The organism is Pantoea sp. 18059 (assembly GCF_902706165.1).
Taxonomy (GTDB): Bacteria; Pseudomonadota; Gammaproteobacteria; order Enterobacterales; family Enterobacteriaceae; genus Pantoea; species Pantoea agglomerans.
In genome coordinates this window covers 21457-46211 of sequence record NZ_CACSJS010000009.1, presented here as the reverse complement: position 1 = coordinate 46211, position 24755 = coordinate 21457, and the positions used below count along the sequence as shown (strand labels likewise).

General features: G+C 52.6%; 24 protein-coding genes. 11 read left to right on the top strand and 13 right to left on the bottom strand.

Annotated features, from left to right (window positions below; all coding sequences use genetic code 11):
* Nucleotides 1-274: 274 nt before the first annotated feature.
* The 3 genes from feoB to GVJ63_RS19595 form a co-directional block, all read right to left on the bottom strand.
* Nucleotides 275-2602 carry a Fe(2+) transporter permease subunit FeoB gene (gene feoB / locus GVJ63_RS19605; protein WP_159227257.1) on the bottom strand — a complete coding sequence of 776 codons (2328 nt, stop codon included), beginning with the start codon at nt 2600-2602 and terminating at the stop codon, nt 275-277.
* Nucleotides 2602-2826, bottom strand: a complete 225-nt coding sequence (locus GVJ63_RS19600) for a FeoA domain-containing protein (RefSeq protein ID WP_022624265.1) — start codon at nt 2824-2826, stop codon at nt 2602-2604. The genes feoB and GVJ63_RS19600 overlap by 1 nt, the downstream gene beginning before the upstream one ends.
* 483 nt (nt 2827-3309) lie before the next feature.
* Complete coding sequence (locus GVJ63_RS19595) at nt 3310-3690, bottom strand: YgiW/YdeI family stress tolerance OB fold protein (protein ID WP_010257071.1); 381 nt, start codon at nt 3688-3690, stop codon at nt 3310-3312.
* A 970-nt stretch (nt 3691-4660) separates the two neighbouring features.
* On the opposite strand from GVJ63_RS19595, the gene GVJ63_RS19590 reads away from it, so the two are divergent.
* The 3 genes from GVJ63_RS19590 to GVJ63_RS19580 all read left to right on the top strand — a co-directional run bounded on the left by GVJ63_RS19590 (nt 4661) and on the right by GVJ63_RS19580 (nt 5911).
* Nucleotides 4661-4897: a YgdI/YgdR family lipoprotein gene (locus GVJ63_RS19590; RefSeq protein WP_010257065.1), complete on the top strand. Its 237-nt coding sequence runs from the start codon at nt 4661-4663 to the stop codon at nt 4895-4897.
* A gap of 63 nt (nt 4898-4960) precedes the next feature.
* Nucleotides 4961-5503, top strand: coding sequence for a YfaZ family outer membrane protein (locus GVJ63_RS19585; RefSeq protein ID WP_033770122.1), 543 nt, complete (start codon nt 4961-4963; stop codon nt 5501-5503).
* Between the two features lie 105 nt (nt 5504-5608).
* Nucleotides 5609-5911 carry a hypothetical protein gene (locus GVJ63_RS19580; RefSeq protein WP_159227256.1) on the top strand — a complete coding sequence of 101 codons (303 nt, stop codon included), beginning with the start codon at nt 5609-5611 and terminating at the stop codon, nt 5909-5911.
* A gap of 52 nt (nt 5912-5963) precedes the next feature.
* Here GVJ63_RS19580 and GVJ63_RS19575 read toward each other — a convergent pair whose 3' ends face one another.
* Entirely contained in the window at nt 5964-6149 is a 186-nt protein-coding gene (locus GVJ63_RS19575) for a DUF2256 domain-containing protein (RefSeq protein ID WP_010671932.1), read from the bottom strand.
* A gap of 872 nt (nt 6150-7021) precedes the next feature.
* On the opposite strand from GVJ63_RS19575, the gene GVJ63_RS19570 reads away from it, so the two are divergent.
* Entirely contained in the window at nt 7022-7423 is a 402-nt protein-coding gene (locus tag GVJ63_RS19570; RefSeq protein WP_010257055.1) for an H-NS family nucleoid-associated regulatory protein, read from the top strand.
* Between the two features lie 229 nt (nt 7424-7652).
* On the opposite strand, the gene GVJ63_RS19565 is transcribed toward GVJ63_RS19570, so the two are convergent.
* Complete coding sequence (locus GVJ63_RS19565; protein ID WP_159227255.1) at nt 7653-8099, bottom strand: VOC family protein; 447 nt, start codon at nt 8097-8099, stop codon at nt 7653-7655.
* 68 nt (nt 8100-8167) lie between these two features.
* Entirely contained in the window at nt 8168-9730 is a 1563-nt protein-coding gene (locus GVJ63_RS19560) for a sensor domain-containing diguanylate cyclase (RefSeq protein WP_158132458.1), read from the bottom strand.
* Between the two features lie 275 nt (nt 9731-10005).
* Between GVJ63_RS19560 and GVJ63_RS19555 the strand changes: the two genes are divergently transcribed.
* A complete protein-coding gene (locus GVJ63_RS19555) occupies nt 10006-10407 on the top strand; it encodes an H-NS family nucleoid-associated regulatory protein (RefSeq protein WP_159227254.1) in 402 nt (133 codons plus the stop codon).
* Between the two features lie 91 nt (nt 10408-10498).
* On the opposite strand, the gene GVJ63_RS19550 is transcribed toward GVJ63_RS19555, so the two are convergent.
* Both GVJ63_RS19550 and GVJ63_RS19545 read right to left on the bottom strand, forming a co-directional pair.
* Nucleotides 10499-11491, bottom strand: a complete 993-nt coding sequence (locus tag GVJ63_RS19550; protein WP_159227253.1) for a GlxA family transcriptional regulator — start codon at nt 11489-11491, stop codon at nt 10499-10501.
* Nucleotides 11492-11566: 75 nt separating this feature from the next.
* A complete protein-coding gene (locus tag GVJ63_RS19545; RefSeq protein WP_064689881.1) occupies nt 11567-12346 on the bottom strand; it encodes an MBL fold metallo-hydrolase in 780 nt (259 codons plus the stop codon).
* 350 nt (nt 12347-12696) lie between these two features.
* On the opposite strand from GVJ63_RS19545, the gene GVJ63_RS19540 reads away from it, so the two are divergent.
* Complete coding sequence (locus GVJ63_RS19540; RefSeq protein ID WP_031292291.1) at nt 12697-13365, top strand: DUF2268 domain-containing putative Zn-dependent protease; 669 nt, start codon at nt 12697-12699, stop codon at nt 13363-13365.
* Nucleotides 13366-13414: 49 nt separating this feature from the next.
* Here the strand turns inward: GVJ63_RS19540 and GVJ63_RS19535 are convergent, their stop codons facing one another.
* Together GVJ63_RS19535 and GVJ63_RS19530 are read right to left on the bottom strand one after the other, a co-directional pair.
* Complete coding sequence (locus tag GVJ63_RS19535) at nt 13415-14431, bottom strand: NAD(P)-dependent alcohol dehydrogenase (RefSeq protein WP_010257039.1); 1017 nt, start codon at nt 14429-14431, stop codon at nt 13415-13417.
* Between the two features lie 104 nt (nt 14432-14535).
* Nucleotides 14536-16509, bottom strand: a complete 1974-nt coding sequence (locus tag GVJ63_RS19530) for a methyl-accepting chemotaxis protein (RefSeq protein WP_062759513.1) — start codon at nt 16507-16509, stop codon at nt 14536-14538.
* Nucleotides 16510-16868: 359 nt separating this feature from the next.
* Between GVJ63_RS19530 and GVJ63_RS19525 the strand changes: the two genes are divergently transcribed.
* Both GVJ63_RS19525 and GVJ63_RS19520 read left to right on the top strand, forming a co-directional pair.
* Nucleotides 16869-17108 (top strand): type II toxin-antitoxin system RelB/DinJ family antitoxin, encoded by a 240-nt coding sequence (locus GVJ63_RS19525; protein ID WP_010257033.1) that lies wholly within the window; start codon nt 16869-16871, stop codon nt 17106-17108.
* Nucleotides 17108-17395 carry a type II toxin-antitoxin system RelE/ParE family toxin gene (locus GVJ63_RS19520; protein WP_010257030.1) on the top strand — a complete coding sequence of 96 codons (288 nt, stop codon included), beginning with the start codon at nt 17108-17110 and terminating at the stop codon, nt 17393-17395. Before GVJ63_RS19525 ends, GVJ63_RS19520 begins: the two co-directional genes overlap by 1 nt.
* Nucleotides 17396-17439: 44 nt before the next feature.
* On the opposite strand, the gene GVJ63_RS19515 is transcribed toward GVJ63_RS19520, so the two are convergent.
* On the bottom strand, nt 17440-17736 hold the full coding sequence (locus tag GVJ63_RS19515) for a hypothetical protein (RefSeq protein WP_010671940.1): 297 nt from the start codon (nt 17734-17736) through the stop codon (nt 17440-17442).
* 201 nt (nt 17737-17937) lie between these two features.
* Here GVJ63_RS19515 and GVJ63_RS19510 point away from each other — a divergent pair, with 201 nt between their 5' ends.
* On the top strand, nt 17938-18114 hold the full coding sequence (locus GVJ63_RS19510) for a general stress protein (protein ID WP_010257023.1): 177 nt from the start codon (nt 17938-17940) through the stop codon (nt 18112-18114).
* Nucleotides 18115-18177: 63 nt separating this feature from the next.
* Here GVJ63_RS19510 and GVJ63_RS19505 read toward each other — a convergent pair whose 3' ends face one another.
* Nucleotides 18178-19074: a LysR family transcriptional regulator gene (locus GVJ63_RS19505; RefSeq protein WP_010257019.1), complete on the bottom strand. Its 897-nt coding sequence runs from the start codon at nt 19072-19074 to the stop codon at nt 18178-18180.
* A gap of 202 nt (nt 19075-19276) precedes the next feature.
* On the opposite strand from GVJ63_RS19505, the gene GVJ63_RS19500 reads away from it, so the two are divergent.
* Together GVJ63_RS19500 and GVJ63_RS19495 are read left to right on the top strand one after the other, a co-directional pair.
* The gene (locus GVJ63_RS19500; protein WP_159227294.1) at nt 19277-20401 is read left to right on the top strand and encodes an MFS transporter; all 1125 of its coding nucleotides are present in this window, start codon (nt 19277-19279) and stop codon (nt 20399-20401) included.
* A gap of 68 nt (nt 20402-20469) precedes the next feature.
* The gene (locus tag GVJ63_RS19495) at nt 20470-21495 is read left to right on the top strand and encodes an alpha/beta hydrolase (RefSeq protein ID WP_033759924.1); all 1026 of its coding nucleotides are present in this window, start codon (nt 20470-20472) and stop codon (nt 21493-21495) included.
* Between the two features lie 59 nt (nt 21496-21554).
* Here GVJ63_RS19495 and GVJ63_RS19490 read toward each other — a convergent pair whose 3' ends face one another.
* Complete coding sequence (locus tag GVJ63_RS19490) at nt 21555-24659, bottom strand: efflux RND transporter permease subunit (protein WP_129063443.1); 3105 nt, start codon at nt 24657-24659, stop codon at nt 21555-21557.
* Nucleotides 24660-24755 lie beyond the last annotated feature (96 nt).

The window sequence follows — 24755 nt, the reverse complement described above, 5'->3', positions numbered from 1 at the left end:
TGCGAATCTGTCTGCAAAACAGGAGCTGCTATCCATAATAAGGGCATGCTGCAGTGCATGGTCAGACCTGCTTTGGTAAGTAACCGCCTTAGCGAGAAGGATAATGCTTCTGGCGGGGTTAATTGTCATGCTGCCTTTGTCACTGCTCATACGCTAATCATCCCACTATTCTGGCTTCAAATTCGTAAGAACAATTAACAGGACAATCCTCACCTGTCCGCTGCGGCCAGGAATCGCCGGCAGCGGAAAGAGTGAATGTCATCAGTACTTATTTTTACCGGGCAAAGCCTTTCTGCTTATCACAGCCGCCGTGGCAGCCGCTGCAGCTCCCCTTTTCCTCCCTGAGCATGACCGGTATTGACTGCACCCGGCTTCCCGCTTTTCGCAATGCCAGCAGGATGATTCCGTTCAGCACCAGCACAATTATCAGGCAGGTCGCACTAAATGCAGGATGGTCGGCAAAAGTGACGGTCTGGTAAAACAGCGTGGCGGTGGCGTAGGCAATATTGAGTCCCCAGAAGAAGGAGAACATCATCCATTTTTTACCGGCTTCCCGCGCAATAGCCCCCATGACCGAGACGCAGGGAACATAAAGCAGGACAAAAATTAAGTAACTGTAAGCGGCAAAGCCACTGCCAAATTTGGCTGACATCACGCCCATCGAACCAGTCGCCATCTCACCATCGCCTTTACTGGCATCGATGGGATGGGCCAGCGCATCAATTCTGAAGGCAGCCGTTAACCCCGCCCAGGTCTCTGTCAGCGCCTCTTTAAGCTCACCAGGCAGGTCAAAAGCCTGCGGATCAAATTGACTGCTCTGGATTGCCTCTGTGGTGTAAAGGCTGTTGAGCGTGCCGACCACGACCTCTTTCGCCATGATGCCGCTCACCAGCCCCACTGTTGCCTGCCAGTTATCCTGAGTGACCCCAATCGGCAACAGCACGGGGGTGATCGCTTTGCTGGTCGCCGCCAGCGCAGAGTGGTTAATGTCATTAACCATCTGGCCATTAAAGGCAAAACTGCTCAGTACGCCAATCAGCATGCTCACCAGGATAATCACCTGTCCGGCTCGCACCACAAACATTTTCAGCCGTTGCCAGGTCTGCAACAGCAGGCTTTTGAGGTGAGGCCGGTGATAGACCGGCAACTCCATGATAAACGGCGAGGCTTCTCCGCCCAGCAGGGTATGCTTAAGCACCAGCCCGGTCGCGATGGCCACCACAATGCCAAGCAGGTAGAGGGAGAAAACCAGGCTGGAACTGTGGGTGTTAAAGAATGCCGCAGCGAAAACCGCAAAAATCGCCAGCCGTGCGCCACATGACATAAAAGGCGCAATCAACACCGTCAGCAGACGCTCACGCGGTGTATCCAGCGTCCGTGTCCCCATGACCGACGGGACATTACAGCCAAAGCCGACAATCAGCGGCACAAAGGATTTTCCCGGCAGGCCCAGTGACTGCATCAGACGATCCATCACAAAAGCGGCGCGCGCCATGTAGCCGGAGTCTTCAAGAAAAGCGAGGAACAGGAACATCAGGCCAATCTGCGGAATGATCGGCAGCACGGTATTGATACCGGCACCGATACCCTGCGCCAGGAAAACCGTCAGCCAGTCAGGGAAGTGGCAGACATAGCCCAGCCATTGCGCACCATGAATGAATATCGCCACCGAACTGCTGTCGAACAGTGGCTGTAGCGCGGCACCAATGTTAATTGAAAGAACAAACATCACATACATCACTGCCAGGAATATCGGAATGCCCAGCCAGCGGTTCAGCACAATTTTATCGATCCTGCGGGTCAGACCGGCGGGCATTGCGTGATGAATGTTACTCACTGCCGCGCAAAGCGCATTGATGGTGCGATAGCGGTAATCGGCAATCTGTACGCCGGTCTCTCCTCCGGCCTGCTGCATAATCTCGGGCAAATGCGGAACCAGCGCCGGACAAAGTTTCTGACTGTTGATATCCCCTTCCAGCAGTTGCAAGGCCAGCCAGTAGCGTTTTTGTGGGGCTATGGCGGCGGGCATCTGTTGGCAGAGCTGCTCAATGGCCGTTTCAATCGCGGCCGGATAACGTACCCGTTCAGGTGCGCGGTAAATATGGGGCTGGTCAATCAGCGCTTTGAGCAGGGCAATGCCATCACCTTTGGTTGAGGTCAGTGAAACGACCGGACATCCGAGATGAGCTGACAGTGCTGCGACATCAATAGTGATGTTCTGGCTGGCGGCAATATCCTGCATGTTCAAAACGACAATGCAGGGCACGCCCAGTTCCAGCAGCTGAAAGGTCAGGAACAGATTACTTTCCAGACTGGAGGCATCGACGACGTTAATCACCACATCGGCGTGATCCTGATAGAGATACTGGCAGGCGATGCTCTCATCTATCGAACTTTCAGCAGATAGCGTTGTCAGCGATCGGGTGCCTGGCAGATCAATAAGCCTGACATCTGACTGCGCGGTAAAAAATTGACCCTCTTTGCGCTCAACTGTGACGCCAGCCCAGTTCCCGACCCGCTGTCGGGCACCGGTGAGCTGGTTAAACAGCGTGGTTTTGCCGGTATTAGGATTACCAATCATCCCGATGGTTATCTTCTTCATCAGACGATTTCCTCCAGGATGATGTCGTCCAGGTCACGCTGCCGCACCGCCAGGCTGACACGGCGGGTAGAGATCTGCACCGGATCGCCCATTGGCGCCACGCGAATGACCTCAATAACTGCGCCGGGAAGCATGCCCATTGTCAGTAATTTCTGGCGCCAGGCGGAATTTACCGATGGCTGATAGCCAAGGATCCGGTAGGTGCTGCCCATATTCATTGCCATATCACGCCCTGCCTAAAAGTAAGAAGCACTCATTCTATAAATGATACTCGTTTCGGTTTTTGATCTGGCATCAGGCAGGCAGAAGAAAACTGCCGTCAGGGTCAACGGCAGGTCAACAGCGCATTAAATGGGGGTTCTTCGAGGCGCGCGTTCAACAGTTAAAGGCGGATGTGGAGAATGTTGAATCATTCCCGCACTCTACATTTAGTTACATCATTCAATGTACCGTAAATAACTATTACGGCCCTTCGGGCCGTGCGGGGCGGCTAGTTAATGAGCACTCGGATTCACAGAACGGCTCCGTTCAGGTTTAATAAAAAAAACCAATCTGGCAGGATAGCGCCGGTAACGTAATCTGCTCAAATAGGGTGTTGTAACTAAATTGCGGCCGCTGTAATGAAAGAAAGGCGTCCTGGAAGGATCATTTTCACAATGGCAGTGCCCTGATTTTCAGGCCACCACCAGGTGATGAGCGAATAAGGATTACTTAAGAACCCGAACCGTTTTTACATCAATCTCAACACTGTTCCAGTCTTTATCAACTTCACCTTCAAGACGGACTTTATCACTCGGTGATAACGATTGTCCCATCCAGCGCTTGTCATCAATATCGACATTAATCGTTCCGGTAGCATCTTTGAACTCATAAAGTTCATGCCCCACTTGTCTGATGATGTTACCTTCCAGAACGACCCATGCGTCATCACGCAGCGTCTTAACCTGAGCGACAGAAGAGACGCCGGGTGTCGGACCTTTAAATCCGCCCTGAGAATACCCCTGCCCTGCTGGATTAACAAAACCTTCCTGTGCAGCAACTCCAAAACTCATACCGGCAAACAATGCTGCTAAAAGAAACTTTTTCATATTTATCTCCGTTAAAATTGTCGGGCTAATTTACGATGCAGATCTTAACGGGATCTTAAGAAAATTGATTACCTCCATGTGTTTTAAAAATGTAATGAGCATGATGCGCACGATAAATCTGCATCAGAAAAACAATCAAAGTTAAATCCATGTTGTTAACAAAATAAATTGATAGATAAACAGTTACGTGAGAGCTGAACTTTTAACATTCACTGTATTATGGTCATTGTTACGCTTTCACTTTGCATCATTTCTTATAAATCCCATAGCTAACATGTCTGTTAACAGATATTATTTCCTGGCATAGATATATCCCAGCATTAAAACATTATGTATCGCAGTTTTGCTCATTAACTATTTTTTCTTTTTACAACCACTCAACTGAGTGGTTTTTTTCTATGCCTGGTTCCCGATGATAGTAACAAAACCCGGTAACGCTGAGTATGCAGTGTATCGACAACGGCTCCCATTCGGAATGCAGCCCTTTCTGACATTAAAAGGGGAGAATGTTGCCTGATACTGTCTGAACATGCATAAACAGAAGAGGAGAGTGGTGATAGCCTGATGCCTACCCAAACTGACAAGAGATAAAGGAACATGCGGAATTTACCGAAGTTCGGAGATTCGCCAGCGTGAGCCTACGAGTAAATGCGTTTAGTTCAGTCTTTGAACATCAGCCTGTGCTTCTTTCAGATTCATTTTTGCGGATTCGAGCTTAAGTTTCTTTTCCTCTACCTTGCTGGTTTTCTTCCTGATTCTCTCAGTACAAACTTCTGCCTTTGCTTCCGCAAGTACTGGTCGCAAAACAATCAATACCCGCCATGGTTGCTTACTCCTGAGCAACCCATGATATTGATCCAGATCATTATCATCCTGATAAAGAGGCAAACAGCCGGATTGTTAGCATGTCGTTTAACAATCACAGCGAATAATGCCGCATCTTCTTAAAAAGAAACGACAGGAAAGTAAAATGACATCTTTTAATTCTGGCAAGAAATTCGCTTTTGCTATTGCGATGATAACTTCTGTTATGTCCCTTTCCGCCTGCTCAAGCAATTATGTGATCTCCACCAACGATGGGCACATGATTACGACTCATGGCAAACCCGCAAAAGATAAAGAAACAGGCATGATCTCTTATAAAGACACGGATGGAAACATGCATCAGTTACAACAGCACGATGTTAAAGAGATTGTGCAAAAGTAATCCTGCTTTAATAGTACTCTTAATCATTATCCTGAAAATCTGATTCTGTGGAAAAACTGAGCAATGAAAATTTCTGTAATTGGCTTTGGCTTATTATTGTGTGCATCCTCCTCAGCCATGGCCATTGGCCTGAATGCCGAACAAAGTAAAAACACCTCGGTACTGGACGCAGAAATCGGCCGTTCATCCGGCGGGCTTTATGTTGATGGTCAGTGGATCAAAAATACGGCGGATGGTGTTCAGATTGGTCAGGCGGGTACCGGTTATAACCTTGAAATTGGACCTGTGATGCTGACGGCTGGCGTTAAAGCCGCTTACATCGGCGGCAAAAAAGGAGATAACGGCGTTGCGTTTCCTGTTGGCGGCGGTGTGAAAATCAATCTGCCCGCTAATTTTGCGTTGTATGGAGAAGGTTATTCCGCCCCGGAACAGCTGACCAACAGCGTTAAGAATTTCGTTGAGGCCAATGGCGGTGTCAGCTGGTCACCTGTGGATCCACTGGTGTTAAAAGTGGGCTATCGCTATGCGGGTGTTGATGGCAAAGATGGACGTCCGGGTCATACCCTGATCGATGGTCCCTATATCGGTGGCGGCCTGACATTTTAACGTCGGATGACTCTTCCCTTTTTTTGTGGTGAGGAAACCCTGCCGATCGGTTTCCTTACTCAATCACTCGTCTCAACTCAGGCGGGGAGCACTGAGAAACAGATTATGAAACCTCTTATGCTGATGTTATTTACTCTCTGTCTGACCGGATGTGTGCAGTATAAATGGGTCAAGCCAGATGCATCTGAACAGCAGGAAACAATAACGGAAACAGCCTGTCGGGCCCAGGCACTGCGGGATTTACCCCCTGACAATGTCGTTAGGGGTAAATACACCTCAAAAGACAGTAAATATAAAACCACTGACACCGATTACTCCACCAGCGACGCCAATGAAAGCCAGCGAGAGATACTGGTTAAAGATTGTATGTTTAAAAGAGGCTGGCAACAGATCGAGGTACAGCAATAGCCCCATTCCCCTGACTGAGGCCAGGTTAATCCCTGGCCAGCTTTGATCAGCGTCAGAGGTCAGGTTCAGGTTTTATTTCTGTATCATCCTCTTGCCGATCAGTACGCTGCCGCCGGCACCGTTCCGAGCAATACAACACCTCGTCCCAGCATCGTTCCCACTTTTTTCGCCATGACATCGGTTTATTACACGTTTTGCAGTAGCGAACCGGTAATGACTTTTTATTGCCTTTGAACACGCCAGTCTCTCCTGAGAACCCCTTATAACGCTGACAATAGCGTCTCTTATACAGTTTAGCTTGCTTGTGAGTAAGTATTGAGGGCAATTGAGATCGCACTGTTTACCGCTTCATCGGCGCATAAGGCAATATGGTACCCGGATGATGTGGCTCAGGTTGCCTTGATTAGCGGACATCCTCTCTGGCCCCATACGGCGGCTAAAAAGTCATTACGCCCGTAAATAATCAATCCAGGGTCATACAGGTCACGCGTGATTCTGACTGTTTTATCCCCCTTTACTGGGGTTTGTCTCTCCAGGCTTTTAAAACAAAGCCATAACCCGTCTGGTGATGATCGCCTTAACCAGAACGTTAATTAAGTGATAAATTAATCTGATTTCATGACCTTACATATAGTCTGAATAAATCAGCCGCCTGATGGTTATTTTTTAGTAATTTTGCTATGCGTCCTTTACAACCCTATTATGGTGGCCTCATGGACATATCCAGCTTTATCTGGAGAAGTATGCACGGTGACTGCCTCTCGGAACAAAGCAGCTCCGCGATTAGCGAAGCGATTCCGCTGGAAAAGCGGCGTGAAAGCCCGGTTTATCCATAACGTAACTAAATTATTGAACATCATCAGATGAGGCACCTTTTTGACATTTTGAGCGAAGAGTGTAAAAAAAAGAGTAACTTTACTTTTGTTTAAGGGTCTTACGTTAATTACAGTTTAAACTCTTTGAGAAAGCGATTAATATGTTGGCGTTGAACTATCGGTTCTGTATTTTGATTCTTCGAAGGCAAGCATCTTAAAAAAGCAGGTCTGACGAAAAGCATCAGCGTGAACCCGCTCTGTATTTTATTATCTGAACATGACTATGGTGACTTTGATGAGTGACACTCTCAACAGCTTGAATAATATCCGTACCCTTCGCGCAAACGCTCGCGAGCTTGACCTTGCTGCCCTGGAAGAAATGCTGGAAAAACTGTCGGTTGTGGTGAGTGAGCGACGTGAAGAAGCACAGGCTTCTGAAGCAGCTAATCGTGAAAAAGCTGAGAAACTGGCAAAATACCGTGAATTACTGTTGCAGGAAGGTATCGATCCTAACGAACTGTTAAATGGTATGCCGACTGCACCAGCAGTGAAGAAAAAACGCGCTCCTCGTCCGGCTAAATATCAGTACACCGACGAAAATGGTGAGGTTAAGCAGTGGACTGGCCAGGGCCGTACCCCATCTGCTATTAAATCTGCCATTGATGCAGGTAAATCGCTGGATGATTTCCTGATTTAATTCAGTATGCATAATGAAACACCGCCTGCATCAGGCAGGCGGTTTTTTCGCCATAAATCGTCAGGCTCAAGCATCTCAATTACCGGCCAGCCTGTACCCTTTCCTTTCTCATCTTGTTATTGTCTCTCCATCCATAATCCTGCTCAGGCGTTACCCTGAACTCAATAACTGAAAAGCTTTACGCAGTCACGCAACAAGTAATGGGATTCATTCTGTTCTCTCAACCGCTTTATTTATTCAGCGATTGCGTGTTGCGGGCTGTGATAATTTCCAGTCCGATCTGCTGACCATAAGAGAGCTCAAGCGTATTGCCATCAGGATCGGCAAAAAATGCCCAGTAGCCGACTGGCACACCAGATTGCTGCGCGTCGCGTCGCAACACACCTTCGAGCCGAGCGAGTGCCACTTTTTCATCTATCTCTTCACGGCTGCTACAGGCCACGCCTATATGACCAAATGGACCCAGCGGCGTATCTTCATTGTTGTCAGATTGCACCAGCACCAGCGCAAAAGGTCGGGTTAAATCCGACAGCCATGCCACTTTCTGTGCTTCAGGAATGCCAGGTTCACGCTGATGTATCACCTGCATCCCGGCATAACGCTGATAAAAATCTACGCTCTTCTCTAAATCCCGTACCTGTAAAGCAAGATGAGTGAAACCGGTATCGTTTGACATGGCCGCTCCCTGTTTAAGTTGAGCTGTCACCATGCCACAGGCAGGATTCAGGATTTGATCACGGATGCTCAGCCGCTACGTTCTTCACACATGGCCTGGTTACGCCCTGCCCGTTTCGCGTGATACAAAGCCTCATCCGCGCGCGCTATCAGCGATTCTTTTTCCTGTTGTGAGTCTGAAGCAAGATAGACGGCGCAGCCTGCACTCAGGGTGACGTGCTTTTGCGGCAGTTCCGTGGTGAGATGCGGAATATCGAGCCTGTTAACGGCGTCGATGATCAATTCAGCGAAGTTCAAGGCGGCTGACAACGGCTGTCCGGGCAGAATAATGGCAAACTCTTCGCCGCCATATCGGGCCGTAAGTTCGTTTTTGCGGCGGGCGGCGTTTTTCAGAACAGTAGCCACTTTTTTCAGGCAGTCGTCACCCGCCACATGGCCGTAGGTATCGTTGAAACGTTTAAAATAATCGATATCGAGCAGGATTAATGACACCGGCTGGCCACTGCGCTCCGCGTTCTGCAGGCATTCAGTCAGCATGTGATCAAAATGGCGCCGGTTGGCAACACCCGTCAGCCCGTCACTCTGTGCCAGATTTTCCAGTGCGCGATTAGCCGCGGTCAGATCATCGCGTAATCGGGTCAGCTCAAGCTGATAACGCAGCGTATGCCGTGCCTGACGCAGTACAAATGCACCCAGTAAAAGAATAACAATCAGCAGCGCCAGGCTCAGAATCAGATCATGTACCCAGCTCTTGAGCCAGTGGTTAAACAGCGCGCGCTTGTCATATCCCGCGGCCACCACCAGCGGGTATCGCTGTGAGCGGACAAAGCCAAAGATGCGTTTTTTACCATCAAGCGCAGCGGTCCACTGACCGCTGCCTTTATCCGCATGGGCCAGCATCCTGAGGAAAAGCGGACTCACTGAGAGGTTTTTGCCGATGTAGCTATCCGGCATCGGACGGGCGTAAAGCACGGTACTGTCTGCCAGCATCAGTACCAGTACATCGCCTTCGCTAAGTTCATAATAGCTGTAGAAACGGCGGAAATAGTCCACTTTGACGGTGGCGAGTAAGACGCCCCGAAAGCCGTTAAAGGCATCGTTCACACGCAGCGTAACCGGGATCACCAGCTCGTGAGTGGTGCGGCTGCGAAGCACCGGGCCGACGTGCAGGGTATCGCGCGGGCTGGTGCGGTGATAATCGAAATATTCACGATCGGAATTATTGATGTCAGGCGGTATCCGGCTCATAGAAGTGGCTATCCATTTCCCCTGCGCATCATAGTAGAATAAGCCATGTAGTTGTGGCAGGTGGCTCTGCAACAGGCGCATCGTCTGGCTCAGCGCCTCGCCATCTACACCGGTTGTGGCAATCTGCTTTTCGAGCTCGCGTTGCACCTCGCGCAAAGAGAGCTCGGTCTGCAAAAATGTATCGTCCGCCTGGCGCGCCTGTGACAGTGACAGATTAACCGCCGTATCTTCAGCTTTATCGACGGTTTCATTCCAGTCTTCCCGCAGCGTCCACACATTTAAGCCAATCACCGCCACGCTGAGCAATACGCCTGAAAGGATAATACTTCTTAGCAGCGGCGAGATTTTTGGCGCTGAACCCTCATTTTTTTGGCGAAACTTCATGCCTGTCCTTAATAAACCCTGTTGACTGATTTAAGCACAGTTAATCAAAAGCAAAAATGCAAATCCCACAATCCTGTTTCAACAATGATAATCCGCAATTAACCAGCAGATTTCGCTTAAAATTTCTTCTTTATTGGTTCAACCAGCACCATTAATAGAGGATTAATAGCGAATAAGACTACACTAGCGCTTCAAATATCACGTGGGTAAATGTTACCCTTGCCAGCTGAATAATTTGCACTTCATTGATTAAGTTGAGTATTTGAGGATTTGTTATGAGTAAGAACCTGAGTAGCCTGAACAATATCCGCACGCTTAGTGCAGAGGCGCGCAATATGGCTTTGGATATGCTGGAAGAGTTACGCCAGAAATTAGAGACCGTAGTAAATGAACGTCGTGAAGAGGAAAACGCGCGAGCAGCGGAAGCGCGTGAGAAAGCAGAAAAACTGGCGTTCTACCAGGAGCTGTTAATGGAAGAAGGGATCAACCCGGCGGAGCTGGTGAAGAGCGCATCCCCCTCGGTAACCGGCAAAAAGAAACGCGCAAAGCGTCCGGCGAAATACCGTTACAATGACGAAAATGGTCAGGTTCGTTACTGGACGGGTCAGGGCCGAACGCCCTCCGTAATTAAGGCGGCCATTGAAAACGGCCAGTCGCTGGATGATTTCCTGCTGTAGTCGCATTTATTTCTGCCGGAATAGTGACCGTCATTACGCGGGAATATTCCGGCAGGCAAAGTCACAGGCGCAGAAATTCATCCGGGCCTGGTCACTCATCGTGCTGTCGTAATATCTCATCACTCATCACCGGATGCGGCCCCCGAAATGTCCGGCGCCACTCGCTGGGAGAGACGCCAAACCGGGATTTAAAACGCTGACGAAATGACACGGGCGAATCAAAACCCGCCTTTTCTGCCACACATTCAATGCTGATGCCGGTGGTTTCGAGTAATAGCTGGCTGCGTTGCAGACGCTCTGCTGTCAGCCACTCTCCCAGGGACATGCCTGTCGCCTTGTGAAAATGACGCGTCAGCGTTCGCCTGCTCATGCCAAGCGTCCGCGAAAGTGAGTCAAGATCCTGCGGCTGATGCAGATTCTGTCGCAGCGACGCCAGCAACGCGTTGAACTTACTGTCACGCGTTGTTTCCGGAACCGGCCGCTCAATGAACTGCGCCTGACCGCCTTCACGGTAAGGCGGCACCACCATGCGTCTGGCTACCCGATTAGCCATGGCGCTGCCATAGTGGTGACGGATGATATCCAGACAGCAGTCGATGCCCGCCGCGGTGCCGGCAGAAGTGATCAGACGAGTGTCCCGGGTATAAAGAGCATTACTGTCGAGGTGAACCTGTGGAAAGCGCTCGCTGAAGTCACGCTCAAATTCCCAGTGAGTGGCAGCACGATGCTTATCGAGCAAACCTGCATAAGCCAGTACGTAAGTGCCCAGACATAGTCCAACGATCTCTGCGCCGCGCTGCCAGGCTGCCACCAGCTTATCAAGCAGCGCCTGCGCAGGTTTTTCAGCCGGATTATGCCAGTAGGGCACGATAATAATGTCCGCCTGATCAAGCGGGTCAAGACCCTGTTCCACCGTAATTGACAACCCCATCTCTGAGATGACCGGGCCTGGTTTCAGTGCGCAGATATCGACATGAAACAGATCCGGCTGCGGCAGGGCTGAGCCGAACAGAATACAGGGAACTGAAAAATGAAACGGACTAAAACCGGCTGTTGCCAGCACCGCGACTCTCAGAGCAGCCATCCTCTCCCCCTTATTGTGTGAAAGCGTAGTGTTGAGAACTCACGGCACAATTGTGCCGGTTTAGTGCCACGACGCTCAGAACGTCATTGTTTCACCATCTTCCGGGATCAGCACCTGGTCAGCAATACCCTGTTCGGTAGTCCAGGCTCGCAGCTCTGCGCGCGTCAGCAAACAGTGGTTGATCGCCTCCATGTGTGAGGCAACCAGCGTTGCGTCAGGCAGGATATTCAGCGTGCGCTGGGTATCCTCTTTTCCCATGATAATCGGCCCATAGAGATCGTTGGTTGCATTGCCGATATTCATTACCACCACCTGCGGCTGAAAACGTTGCAGCGCTCTGACATAGGGTTTGACCCATACGGTATCGCCAGCTATATAGAGGGTTTTTTCTGCCGGATGGGTAAAGACCAGGCCACAGGCGTCACCCAGAATATCGCCCATCACTTTGTCGGCATATAACGCATTGCTGCCGTGCTGACCGTCGGTTTTATAAATCGTCAGGCCATCAACAAACGGATTCTCATCCTGCAGCACGCGAACATTTTCAAACCCCTGCGAACGAATCAGCGCTGCATCCGTTTCATCCTGGCTGTAGATCATCATCGTCTTCGGCACTAGCTGCTGCGCAGCCTCATCCCAGTGATCCATATGCGTGTGGGTGATAATCACCGCATCGACTGCCAGCAGTGCAGCGACCGGGACAGGCAGCTCAACCATCGGATTTCTCAGATGGGGACGGGCATTTCCGGCAAATCCGGGCCAGGCCTCTTTTTCGGCCAGCATCGGGTCGATCAGGAATTTTTTGCCTGCATAGTCCAGTAGCAGGGTGGCATTACGAATCTGGATCAGCTTCATTTTGGCTCCGTAAACAGTTTCAGTGAAATCAGCCAGGCTTACTGGCTACCATAAGATCACTTTACGGCACTGTTTACCTGCGCGTGACAGGCTCAGAGGACAGTGTTCGATGGAAACGGGCCAAACTGCACTATTTTCTTGTGGCAGGGTATCTATCGGTGCTGGCGTCGCGACGAGACAGCCCTGAATGTTCAGGAATGGCAGGCGTTCCGGAAGTTGCTTTTAACTCTTTACCGACAACGATAACGCTTTCTTCCGGTGTCTGTTTAAAGCATTGCCGGTTAAGGTATTAGTAGCTCTGGCGGGTCCCGGACCTGTGTTCTGATTATCAACCTTTGACAGGAGAGTTTGTGAACGACTTATGGAAATTGCACTGGCTGGAGGCATCGGGTGATGTTGGGCCTTATAAATCGTCAATAGTCAGGGCCGCTGAGCTCGCCTGCGAGCACCTCTCCTCCGTGACACGTGTCCCTCGTCTGGATATTCTGGTTCAGTGCATGCCGGAGGCAGTAATACCTGAAACCGGTTTTGCAGGCCGGGCTTACGGGCCCACCCTGTTCGGCCTGGCCATTGACCCGGCAAATCCGAATCTGCCCGGGATGCTGGAAAATGGCACGCTGGTGCGGCATATCGTGCATGAAGTCCATCACTGTTTGCGAATGCGCGGGCCGGGATATGGCTGGACGCTGGGTGAAGCGCTGGTCAGCGAAGGTCTGGCGGGTCAGTTCGTCTGCTGGCTGCTTAAAACGGCAGCAGAGCCCTGGGAGCAAGCCATAGAGCTAAGCGAGTTGCAGGCTAATCCAGTGCCGCTGACCACGCTGCAAAGTCCTCATTATGATCATTCTGCCTGGTTCTTCGGCACGGGTGACTTTCGCCGATGGTATGGCTATACGTTGGGCTACCAGATGGTTGCCGCATGGCGACGTGATAACGCGGAATGCGCTACAGAGAAATGGTTCAGCGTGACAGCCGATGAGGTGATTGCCGCGGGGCTGGCTAAGGGATTGCTGACAAATTGAGGATAAAAAAATGCCGCAGCAGGCTGCGGCATGTCATTTCAGATTCGCATCAGAAATCGGCTTTCAGAACCACACGGTAATTGGCTTTACCGGCGCGAACGTGATCCAGCGCTTTATTGATGTCAGACATCGGGAAGAACTCAACCTGTGGCGCAATATCCGCACGCGAGGCGAGTCGCAGCAGCGAACGCAGCTGGCCTGGTGAGCCGGTTGATGAACCGGTCACCGCTTTGTCGCCCAGGATCAGATCAAAAGCACTCACTTCAATCGGCTTCATCACGGCACCCACGGTGTGGAATTTACCCTGAGGTGCCAGCGCAGCGAAATAAGGTTTCCAGTCCAGGTCGACCGCCACAGTACTCAGGATCAGGTCAAAACGGCCTGCCTGCTTTTTCAGAGCTTCTGGATCACGGCTGTTAACCACTTCATCCGCGCCCATATCCAGGATCGACTGCTTCTTATCTGGCGTTGAGCTGAATGCCACCACTTCGGCACCCATCGCGTGCAGGATCTTGATTGCGATATGGCCAAGTCCGCCGATACCAATCACACCCACACGGCTGGTTGCCGTGATGTTGCTCATCAGCAGCGGTTTAAACACGGTGATACCGCCACACAGCAGCGGACCGGCGCTCGCCACATCCAGTTTTTCTGGCAGCGGAATAACCCATTGCCAGTCAGCACGCAGCTTCTCGGCAAAACCACCTTTGTTCATGATGGTCGGGATGCTGCCCTGCTGACAGTTAACCTGCTCGCCGTTAATACAGGCATCGCAGTGCTGACAGCTTTTTGCTGTCCAGCCGATTCCTACACGCTGGCCGACTGAAAGACCTTTGTTCTTAGCCGCTTCGCCCAGGGCTGAAACCCGGCCAATCACTTCATGTCCTGCAATCACCGGGAACTGAGAGATGCCCCACTCGTTGTCGATCATCGACAGATCTGAGTGGCAGACGCCACAATATTCGACCTGGACTTCGACTTCTTCGGCTGCCAGTTCGGCGGCATCGTACTCATAGAGTTCAAGGGCCTGGCCAGCCTGCATGGCTGCATAACTTTTAATTTTCATTCATACCTCTGCGTGGTTAATCACCGACAAGTGTAACAACTGAAAGCCCGCCCTGCCTGGTCGTTACGCTTACACCGCACTTTTTTGTCTTTTATGCTGATAAATCAGCCCTTAACCTGCGCACCGGAAAGAGTTTGTAACACCTTGAGCTGCGCGACGGCTTCCTGCATCGCATCCATCCCCTGCGTCAGTTCACGCAGGCTGCCGAGATGCTTCGCAATGTCAGCGCGCTCATGTCGCGTCTGTTGATTCATGGCCGCCAGCGTATCGGCTGCACTGATACTGCGCTCTGCCATCTGGGCGGCGGTCTGCGCCGAATCACTGGCCACCAGCCGGATACGTGAGATGGTGCTGACTGCCTCACCGATGTTACTGGCCGTAGCTTCAGCCTGCTCTTTTGAGGAGTGCGCCAGACGACGAACTTCGCCCGCGACCACAGCAAATCCCCGCCCAGCCTCGCCTGCACGAGCCGCTTCTACTGCGGCATTCAGCGCCAGGATGTTGGTCTGGAAAGCAATATTGCTGATGCCATGCGTAATCTCATTGATGCCGTTGGAAATTTTCTCCAGATCGTCCAGACCATCATCCAGCCGGCCCTGCGCCTGCTGACTCTCGGTGGCGATGTTACTGATGTTACGGATACTGCTCTCTGCCAGGCTCAGGGTTTCTCCCTGGCTCTGAGTGGCTGTTTCCAGCACCGGCAGCGCCTCCATCAGCGGCGTCAGCGCCTGCTGATAAGTGATAACCCGATCCAGCACCCGCGTCTGGATGCTGTTCAGCGCTTCCCAGCGGCGCAACGCTCGCTGCGCGTAGTGTGCCGCGTAGCCGGCGTACTCTACCGGGAACTGGCTCATCGCTTTGACGTCATGATTAAAGAACACCAGCGCGGAGAGCGTCTGATTGATGGGCACACCCAGGATTTCGCCGAAGCTGGAAAAACCGGCGGCGGCAATGCCTTTGAAGAAATGGGCATTATGCAGCTTATCGGCATTACCGACACGGCGCAGGATACAGTCGTTCATCAGGATCGCCGCGGGTTTGCCATGCTGAGCGGTAAAAGCCTGCCACTCCTGCTGCGTCGTCTGTTTAAAGTCTTTCTCTTCCATCAGGAACAGTCGATCGCCAAACTCAAGATCGCAGAAAAAGTGTACGCCGCCCGATTCAATTTTGGCGATCGAGCGAATAAAGTACTCGCCGCCAACTTTAACGCCAAAAGTGAGTCCCTTTAGCCGTTCGCTCAGTTGCGCTTCGTTGCAGTTGAGATGTTCACACAGCGCCGCAACAAACGATTGCTGCTGCCCCTGGCGGTTAAATACTGACGTTACAGTACGCGCAACCGGATCGGCTTCAGCAATCAGCCAGCTCTGATCGCGTGGCGTAAAGTTCTGGCTTTTAAAAGGAGCAAATGATTTTCCTGGCGCCATCTGGCAGAACACAATCACCGCCTTGCCCTGCAACACCTTGCCACCTGTACCAATCCAGGTGCCATCAAAGGTGATTTTGCCTCCCGCCGAACCGCCAATCGCCAGGCAGGGAAAGCGCCCGCTGTTATACCAGGCCTGCATCAGAAAGCCTTCGGATGCCGATAATCCGTCGCAGTAAATCATGGCGAAAGTACGATCGGCCGAGAGCGGCATCCGCACCTGCAAGCGCGCCAGCTCCTGCTGGATGGCGGTGATGCGCTGGCTGGCAGTCTGCGTGTCGGCGACATGCAGATCAACAATATGCGTCTCATGGCGTGCGATCAGTGTGTCCGGCAGCCAGAGGTAGCTTCCCTCCGGGCCATTGCCATCACAGTAGGTGCTTTGCGATCTGCTGCTGCTCAGCGCGCCGTTGGAAGAGAGCGTCAATACCGTCAGGTCGGCGGAATTGAATCGCTGCCAGGCCTGACTGACCCGCTGAAAATCGGCTTCAGGCGGAACGAAGGTCATCAGGATGCCGCCCGCCCGCGAGCTTAAACCCACGGAGGCCAGTGAATCTGGCAACGCACGACAATCGTAGGTGCCATTGGCAGGCTGACTGCTACGCCTAAGACGGGCAACAGGCAGGTGTCTTTTGATCGTCTTAATGATCGACATATTATTATTTTCGCTTTTATTTGAGTAATTTGCGCTTAAATTAGCGCTTTCTGGTGTGTATAAAAGGAGGGCTAAAAGCAGGTCCGTTCGCGTTCAGAACTCGTCGCGGAGTGCCGGGTTCATCAATGATCGGCGCACTCAACGCCTGTTGGTTATCGCCAGTAGCGGGAAAACCTTTAACGATTGCTGCAGTTGGTTTAATGGATGAAGATGTTATATTTTCGTAGCATAAAATAAGCTTTAGCGTGATTTTACCGGGAAGATATAAGGCTGTGCGGGTGACTGATGTTTACTGTTTGCGATACAGACTCATCAGTGCGACAATTGTAATGTCAAGTGTAAATACAAAGGAACTCGCTATGGGCACAATTAACATTCGAATCGATGATGACCTGAAGACACGATCCTATGCTGCGCTCGAAAAAATGGGTGTGACTCCTTCTGATGCGCTGCGCCTGATGCTTGAATATATTGCAGATAATGAACGTCTTCCCTTTAAGCAAACGTTACTCAGTGACGAAGATGCGGCGTTAGTAGACATAGTTAAAGAACGCCTGCGAAACCCTGAGCCTGTCCGGGTCACACTGGATGACCTCTAATGACCTGGCAACTTGAGTTCGATCAGAGGGCACTGAAAGAGTGGCGCAAGCTGGGCCCGACAGTACGTGAACAGCTTAAAAAGAAGCTGGCTGAGTGTCTTGAGTCACCCAGAATTGAGGCGAACAAACTCAGCGGGATACCTGACTGCTATAAGATCAAGCTAAAGTCATCCGGTTATCGACTTGTATACCAGGTTATTGATGACCGGGTGGTGGTTTTTGTGGTGGCTGTCGGGAAAAGAGAGCGCTCAGAGGTTTATTCTGCCGCTTCCAGGCGTCTCTCTTAAACAGGCGACTTCACCGCTAACAAACAAAGCGGCGCTATTCCTGTTTACCTGTCACTCTGCTGGTTCCAGTGCTGTTCGCAGCGCTCCCGAGCTTCGGCAGGCAGGTCACGTAAGTCTGGCAGCGAGTCGCCGGAACCGTAGCCCATTGATCCCCTCGCTTCCTGCTGTTCATCCTGCGCAGCGAACGTGATTTTCTCATCCAGCTGCTGCCAGCTATCGCCCTGCTGCCGGTAGATCACAGCAAAAGTGGGCGTCTGTGCATCATCGCCGTAAATTTCATATTTCTGCTTCTGCTCGTCAGAGCCCAGCTCAAGCGTGTCGATTAAGGTCGCATTACTCATAGCACTCTCCTTTTTCGTCAGGTCTGTAAGCGTAGTTCATCACCTACGGCCCTGCCGACACTATCCCCCTGCGAAAAATTAAAATCAGTCTTATCAATAATTTAAGTCTGTGCATTTGCATAAACGAAGCGGACGACTATGCTTGCAGGTGTGACTAGCTAGTCCTTTTTATCTAATGGAACATTGATATGAGGTCTTCCTATGACACAACAGAAATACAGAGGTGGTGCCGGCAATTTTGCCAACGATCCAGAACGGGCGAGTGAAGCTGGCAGTGCAGGAGGCAAGGCCAGTGGGGGCAATTTCAAAAACGATCCTGAAAAAGCCAGGGAAGCCGGTCGGAAAGGAGGCAAAATTAGTCGCCGTCCTTCTAAGTAATTCTGAATAAAGCGCTTTAGGACGTATTACGCCATGGAATGGCATCTATTCCAATAAGTTTCATCATGCCCCCTCTTTTAGCCTTAATGCCTCTCTGACCAGGGTAAATGCGGGTGAATGTTGCTTGCGGCTGGGATAGTAGAGGTAATAGCCGGGAAACGGCTCGCACCAGCGCTCCAGCACGCGGATTAAGGTGCCCTGCTCCAGCCCTTCTGCGACTTCCTGCTCAGGCAGGAAAGCGATCCCCAGCCCGGCGAGAGCCGCTTCTGCAATGTGTGCCGAAGTGTTGAACGTCAGTTGTCCATCTACCCGCACATTTAACGGCCCCTCTTCACCGTCAAACTCCCAGACGTACAACCCACCCGCTGTGGCCTGCCGCATATTAATGCAGTTGTGATGCAGCAGATCCTGCGGAACCTGCGGCGCAGCATGACGACGAAAGTAGTCGGGCGTGGCCACCGCAGCCATCCGTAATGGCGGGCTTATCGGCATCGCCACCATGTCTTTATCAATGGTGTCTCCCATCCTGACCCCTGCATCAAATCGATCGGCCACGATATTGCGTAAGCCATGATTAGCATCGAACTCAAGCCGGATATCAGGATAAGCCGCCAGCAATGGCGTCAGCTTTGGCATCAGGAGTGAGCTCAGAATATGCGGCCCGCAGGTGATCCGTACCGTGCCGGCTGGCTTGTCCCGCATCGCGGTCAGCATATCCAGTTCCGCCTCAATTTCATCGAACCGATTGCCAATCGCCTGGATTAACCGTTCACCCGCCGCGGTCGGTGAGACGTTACGGGTCGTGCGGGTAAGCAGCCGAATCTCCATCCGGTTTTCCAGCGCGGTAATGGTCTGACTCAATGCAGGCTGCGTCACGCCCAGCAGCGCTGCCGCGCGGGTAAAGCTGCCCTCACGCGCCACGGTAATAAAAGCCTGCAGGTCATTCATGTTGCGCTTCATACTGCACTCCCGCCGATAGATTTATAAGTTCTGGTTATAACCCCATTAAGGATTCATTAGCTAGTCAATATAAAGCGAAACAGTAAAATTTCCTGAGTTCATCAGCACCGCAAACAATGAAACAGGACACAACATGACTTCCACGGAAACAACTGACTGTTCCCCCCGGCATAAAGAAGCGCACTGGGGTGGTGTATGGGCAATGACGCTGTGTGTATTCGCGCTCATCGCCTCTGAATTCATGCCGGTCAGCCTGTTATCGCCGTTATCACAAGATCTGGCGGTCAGCGAAGGTCTGGTCGGACAGGGCATCGCTATCTCCGGCGCACTGGCAGTGATCACCAGCCTCTCAATAACCCGCATCGCAGGGAACCTCGACCGCAAAATTCTGTTGCTGGCGCTCACGCTGGTAATGGCACTATCCGGATTGATGGTGGCGATGGCACCCAACTATCTGACTTACATGACTGGCCGGGCATTGATTGGCGTGGTGATTGGCGGTTTCTGGTCGATGTCAGCGGCGGTCGCTATCCGGCTGGTCCCCACCGGGCAGGTGCCGCGCGCGCTGGCCATTTTCAACGGCGGCAATGCGCTGGCGACGGTTATCGCTGCACCGCTGGGCAGCTATCTCGGTTCTGTCATCGGCTGGCGCGGGGCTTTTTTCAGCCTGGTGCCGGTAGCCTTGATCGCCCTGTTCTGGCAGGCGTTCACGCTGCCATCGATGCCGGTCAACTCGGCCCGGCAGCACAGCGGAAAAATTCTGCAGCTGCTGCGTTCGCCGCTGGTTACGGTGGGTATGACCGCCTGCGGCCTGCTCTTTATGGGCCAGTTCACCCTGTTTACCTATCTCCGTCCGTTTCTGGAAACCGTGACGCAGGTTGACGTTTCTGCGCTGTCGCTGGTGCTGCTGACCATTGGTGTCGCCGGCTTTATCGGCACGCTGATTATCAGTGCTGTTTTGCAGCGCGGATTCTATCTGACCCTGATGATCATCCCGTTGATTATGGCGCTGGTTGCGGTGCTGCTCATGGTGTTCGGTCATCACCTGTGGCTGGTGGCGCCACTGCTTGGCATCTGGGGACTGGTGGCAACAGCGGCACCAACCGGATGGTGGGCCTGGATCGCCAGAACCTTTCCGGAAAATGCCGAGACCGGCGGCGGATTAATGGTGGCCATCGTACAGCTGTCGATTGCTTTGGGGTCGACGCTGGGTGGCCTGGCCTTTGACCATGCAGGCTGGCAGACCACCTTTGGCATCAGCGCCACGTTACTGGTCACTGCCGCCGGACTGGCGATGATCACCGCCCGTAAGGAAAGCGCTGCCTGATAGCAGATGTGTTGTTTAACCGGGCAACCCGTTGCCCTCACGTCGTCAACCCCGATAAGGATCTTCTTATGAGAGCATTAACCCTGATGTTTGGACTGTTGATCAGTTCATTTGCGGCCAGCGCTGCCGATATGTCACGCGGCGCCGATAACTTTTATCAAAGCGATAAAGTCACCCGCGAGAAAGTCACCTTTAAAAACCAGTATCAGATGGGTGTGACTGGCACGCTGTACAGACCAAAAGAGGCCGGTAAAACGGCGCGCCTTCCGGCGATTGTGGTAGGTCATCCGATGGGCGCAGTCAAAGAGCAGAGCGCCAGCCTCTATGCGCAGAAAATGGCTGAGCAGGGTTTTGTTACCCTGGCAATTGATCTTTCATTCTGGGGCGAAAGTGAAGGTCAGCCACGCAACGCGGTCTCTCCGGATATCTATGCCGAAGACTTCAGCGCAGCCGTGGATTACCTGGGTACCCGCGAATTTGTCGATCGCGACAGGATTGGTGTGCTGGGTATCTGTGGCAGTGGCAGTTTTGTCATCAGCGCAGCGAAGATTGATCCCCGCATGAAAGCCATTGCTACCGTCAGCATGTATGACATGGGGTCAGCCAACCGTAATGCGCTGAATAAAAGCCAGACACTGGCGCAGCGCAAGCAAATCATTGAAGCGGCGGCACAGCAACGCTATGTAGAGTTCACTGGGGGTAAAACTGAGTACACCAGTGGTACACCACATAAAATCGATGCTGATTCGCCTCCGATAGCCAAAGAGTTCTATGATTTTTACCGGACGCCTCGCGGTGAGTTCACCCCGAAAAACAGTTCAGCTGCGCTGACTACGCACCCGACGCTCACCAGCAACGTGAAATTCATGAACTTCTATCCGTTTAATGACATTGAGACCATCTCACCGCGCCCGATGCTCTTCATCACGGGTGATAAAGCGCATTCACGCGAGTTCAGCGAAGATGCGTTCCAGCGTGCGGCACAGCCCAAAGAGCTCTATATCGTGCCTGATGCAGGCCATGTGGACCTTTATGACCGCACTGACCTGATCCCGTTTGCGAAGCTGACCGCCTTCTTTAAACAGCATTTGTAATCTTACGCTAATCATTGATCCCAGCCCGTCTGCAGCCGCCTGCAGACGGGCTTTCTGCGTTATTGGCCTTTGCGATGGCGGGTCAGGTAGTGCTTCACCAGCACAAAGAAGAGCGGAACAAAGAACAGCGCCAGTACCGTGCCTGCCAGCGTACCGCCGATGATACCGGTGCCGATGGCGATGCGGCTGTTAGCACCGGCGCCCGTCGCCACCGCCAGCGGGATCACCCCGGCGATAAAGGCCAGCGACGTCATCATAATCGGCCGCAGACGGGTTCGCGCTGCCTGCAACGCAGCCGCACTCAGCGAACTTCCCCGACGAACCGCATCCTCCGCAAATTCGATGATCAGTATCGCGTTTTTGGAGGTGAGTCCAACTGTGGTCAGCAACGCCACCTGGAAGTAGATATCATTGCTTAATCCGCGCAGTGCCACCGCCAGCACGGTACCCAGCACGCCGAGCGGCACCGCTAACAGCACGGAGAAAGGCACCGACCAGCTCTCATACAGCGCAGCAAGACAGAGGAAAACCACCAGAATCGAGATCGCATACAGCGTGGTTGACTGCCCGCCCGCCTGCTTCTCCTGCAGCGAAAGACCGCTCCATGCCCCTGTGGTCCCTGCCGGGAGTTCATTGGCCAGTCGCTCAATGGTGTTCATAGCATCGCCGGAGCTGAACCCTTCGGCGTTCTGCCCCTGTATTTCGTAGGAGGCAGAGCCGTTGTAGCGGTTAAGGCTTTCGGGTCCCATGGTCCATCGGGTCGAGGCAAACGCCGAGAATGGCGTCATGGTGCCCTCACTGTTACGGATGTACCATTTATCCAGATCAGAAGGTGATGAACGATACTGACCGTCGCCCTGCACATAGACCCGCTTTACCCGACCCCGGTCGATGAAGTCATTGATATAGGCACCGCCCCAGGCGCTGGTCAGCGTATCGGTCACGTCATCCAGCTGCAGTCCTAGTGCCACCGCTTTGCTGGTATCAATATCGACCTGCAACTGCGGCGTTTGCGGCAGGATATTGGCCCGCACGCCGAGCAGTTCCGGACTTTGCGCTGCGCTTTGTAGCAGCTGATCGCGCAGGTTGCCCAGTTGCTCACGCGTGGTGCCACCACTGGCCAGCAGCTCATAGGTAAAGCCGTTGTTCTGTCCCAGACCCGGCACCGACGGCGGCGTCAGCGCAAAGATCTGCGCATCCCGAATCGACGCCAGCGCGTAGGTGGCGCGCCCGGCAATCGCTTCGGCAGAGTTTTCACTACCCGGTCGCTGATCCCAGTTCTTAAGCTTGATAAACGCCATACCGGCATTCTGCGCAGCACCGCTGAAGTTAAAACCATTGATGGTGAAGACCACATCAATATTCTGTTTCTCTTCAGTCAGGAACCAGTCAACAATCTGCTGATTGACTGCCTCAGTGCGGCTGGCCGTGGCACCCGCTGGCAATGTCGCCTGAAGCATAATGCTGCCCTGATCTTCAGTCGGCAGGAAGCTACCCGGCAAGCGGGTAAACATCACAAACAGCACCACGCCCATAGCCGCATAAAGCGATACCATGATCAGCGGACGGCGCAGAGTGCTCACCACTTTGTGACGATACTGGCGCTCGGTGGCGGCATAAAAGCGGTTAAAACCGCCAAAGAAGCCTTTACGATGGGGTGAGGTCGGCCGCAGCAACATGCCACACAGTGCAGGCGTCAGGGTCAGTGCCACCACCACGGAGAAGGTCATGGCGGCGATGATGGTGATGGAGAACTGCCGGTAAATCACACCGGTCGACCCGGCGAAAAAGGCCATGGGCAGAAATACCGCGGAGAGCACCAGCGCGATAGCCACCAGCGCGCCGGAGATCTCTTTCATCGACTTTTCCGTTGCCTCACGCGCCGGCAGACCTTCGTCATGCATAATGCGTTCGACGTTTTCGACGACCACGATGGCATCATCCACCAGCAGCCCGATGGCCAGCACCATAGCAAACAGCGTCAGGGTATTGATGGTGTAGCCGCAAAGCGCCAGTACGCCAAAGGTGCCGAGCAGTACCACCGGCACCGCCAGCGCCGGGATCAGCGTCGCACGGATATTCTGCAGGAACAGGTACATCACCACTACCACCAGCGCAATCGCTTCGATCAGGGTGATCACCACATCCTCAACGGAGATTTTGATGAAGTCAGTGCTGTCGAGCGCATAAGCCACCTCATAACCTTCCGGCATTGAGTGGCGATACTCTTCAACTTTGTTTTTCACCAGCGTCGCGGTGGCCAGCGCATTCGCGCCCGGCGCCAGCATCACACCGACACCCGCCGCAGGATGCCCGTTGAGTCGGGTGGTCATGTCATAGGATTCGCCGCCCAGCTCCACCCGCGCCACATCACCCACGCGTACGATGGCACCGCTTTTGTCACTTTTAACGATGATGTTTCGGAACTGATTCGGCGTCTGCAGTCGCGACTGCGCTCTGACCGTGGCGGTGAGCTGCTGATTATCAGGCGATGGCAGGCCGCCGATTTTACCGGCTGAAACCTGAATGTTCTGCGAGCGTATCGCCGCCGACACATCGGAGGGCTGCAACGCAAAGGAGTTTAGTTTGAAAGGATCGAGCCAGATGCGCATCGCGTACTGACCGCCGAACACCTGGATGTCACCTACCCCTTCGGTCCTGGCCAGCGGCTCCTGCATATTACTGACCAGCCAGTCACCGATATCCGTGCTGTTGCTTTTGCCCGTGGTGTCATACAACCCCATCACCAGCAGGAAGTTTGACTGCGATTTGGTCACGGTAACACCAAGCTGCTGCACTTCGCTGGGCAGACGGGAGAGCGCCTGCTGCACCTTGTTCTGCACCTGCACCTGAGCCGTGTCCGGATCGGTGCCCTGACTGAAGGTGACGGTAACCGACACATTCCCCTGTGAACTGCTGCTGGAGGTAAAATAGAGCAGATTATCCAGCCCGGTAAGCTGCTGCTCGATCACCTGCGTGACGCTATTCTCCAGCGTCTCTGCAGAAGCACCGGTGTACGTTGCGCTGATATTCACCGAAGGTGGCGCAACATCGGGATATTGTTCAACCGGCAACAGGGTAATGGAGAGCGCGCCAAGCAGCATGATTAAAATGGCAACAACCCATGCAAAAACGGGACGATAAATAAAAAAACGAGAAAACATCAGCGGGATCTCTTCCTTTTGGGCGGGTGCAAAACCTGCATTCCTGCAGGCTAACAAACAGCGTTGATTATAGGGTGTAACCTCAGGCTGAACATC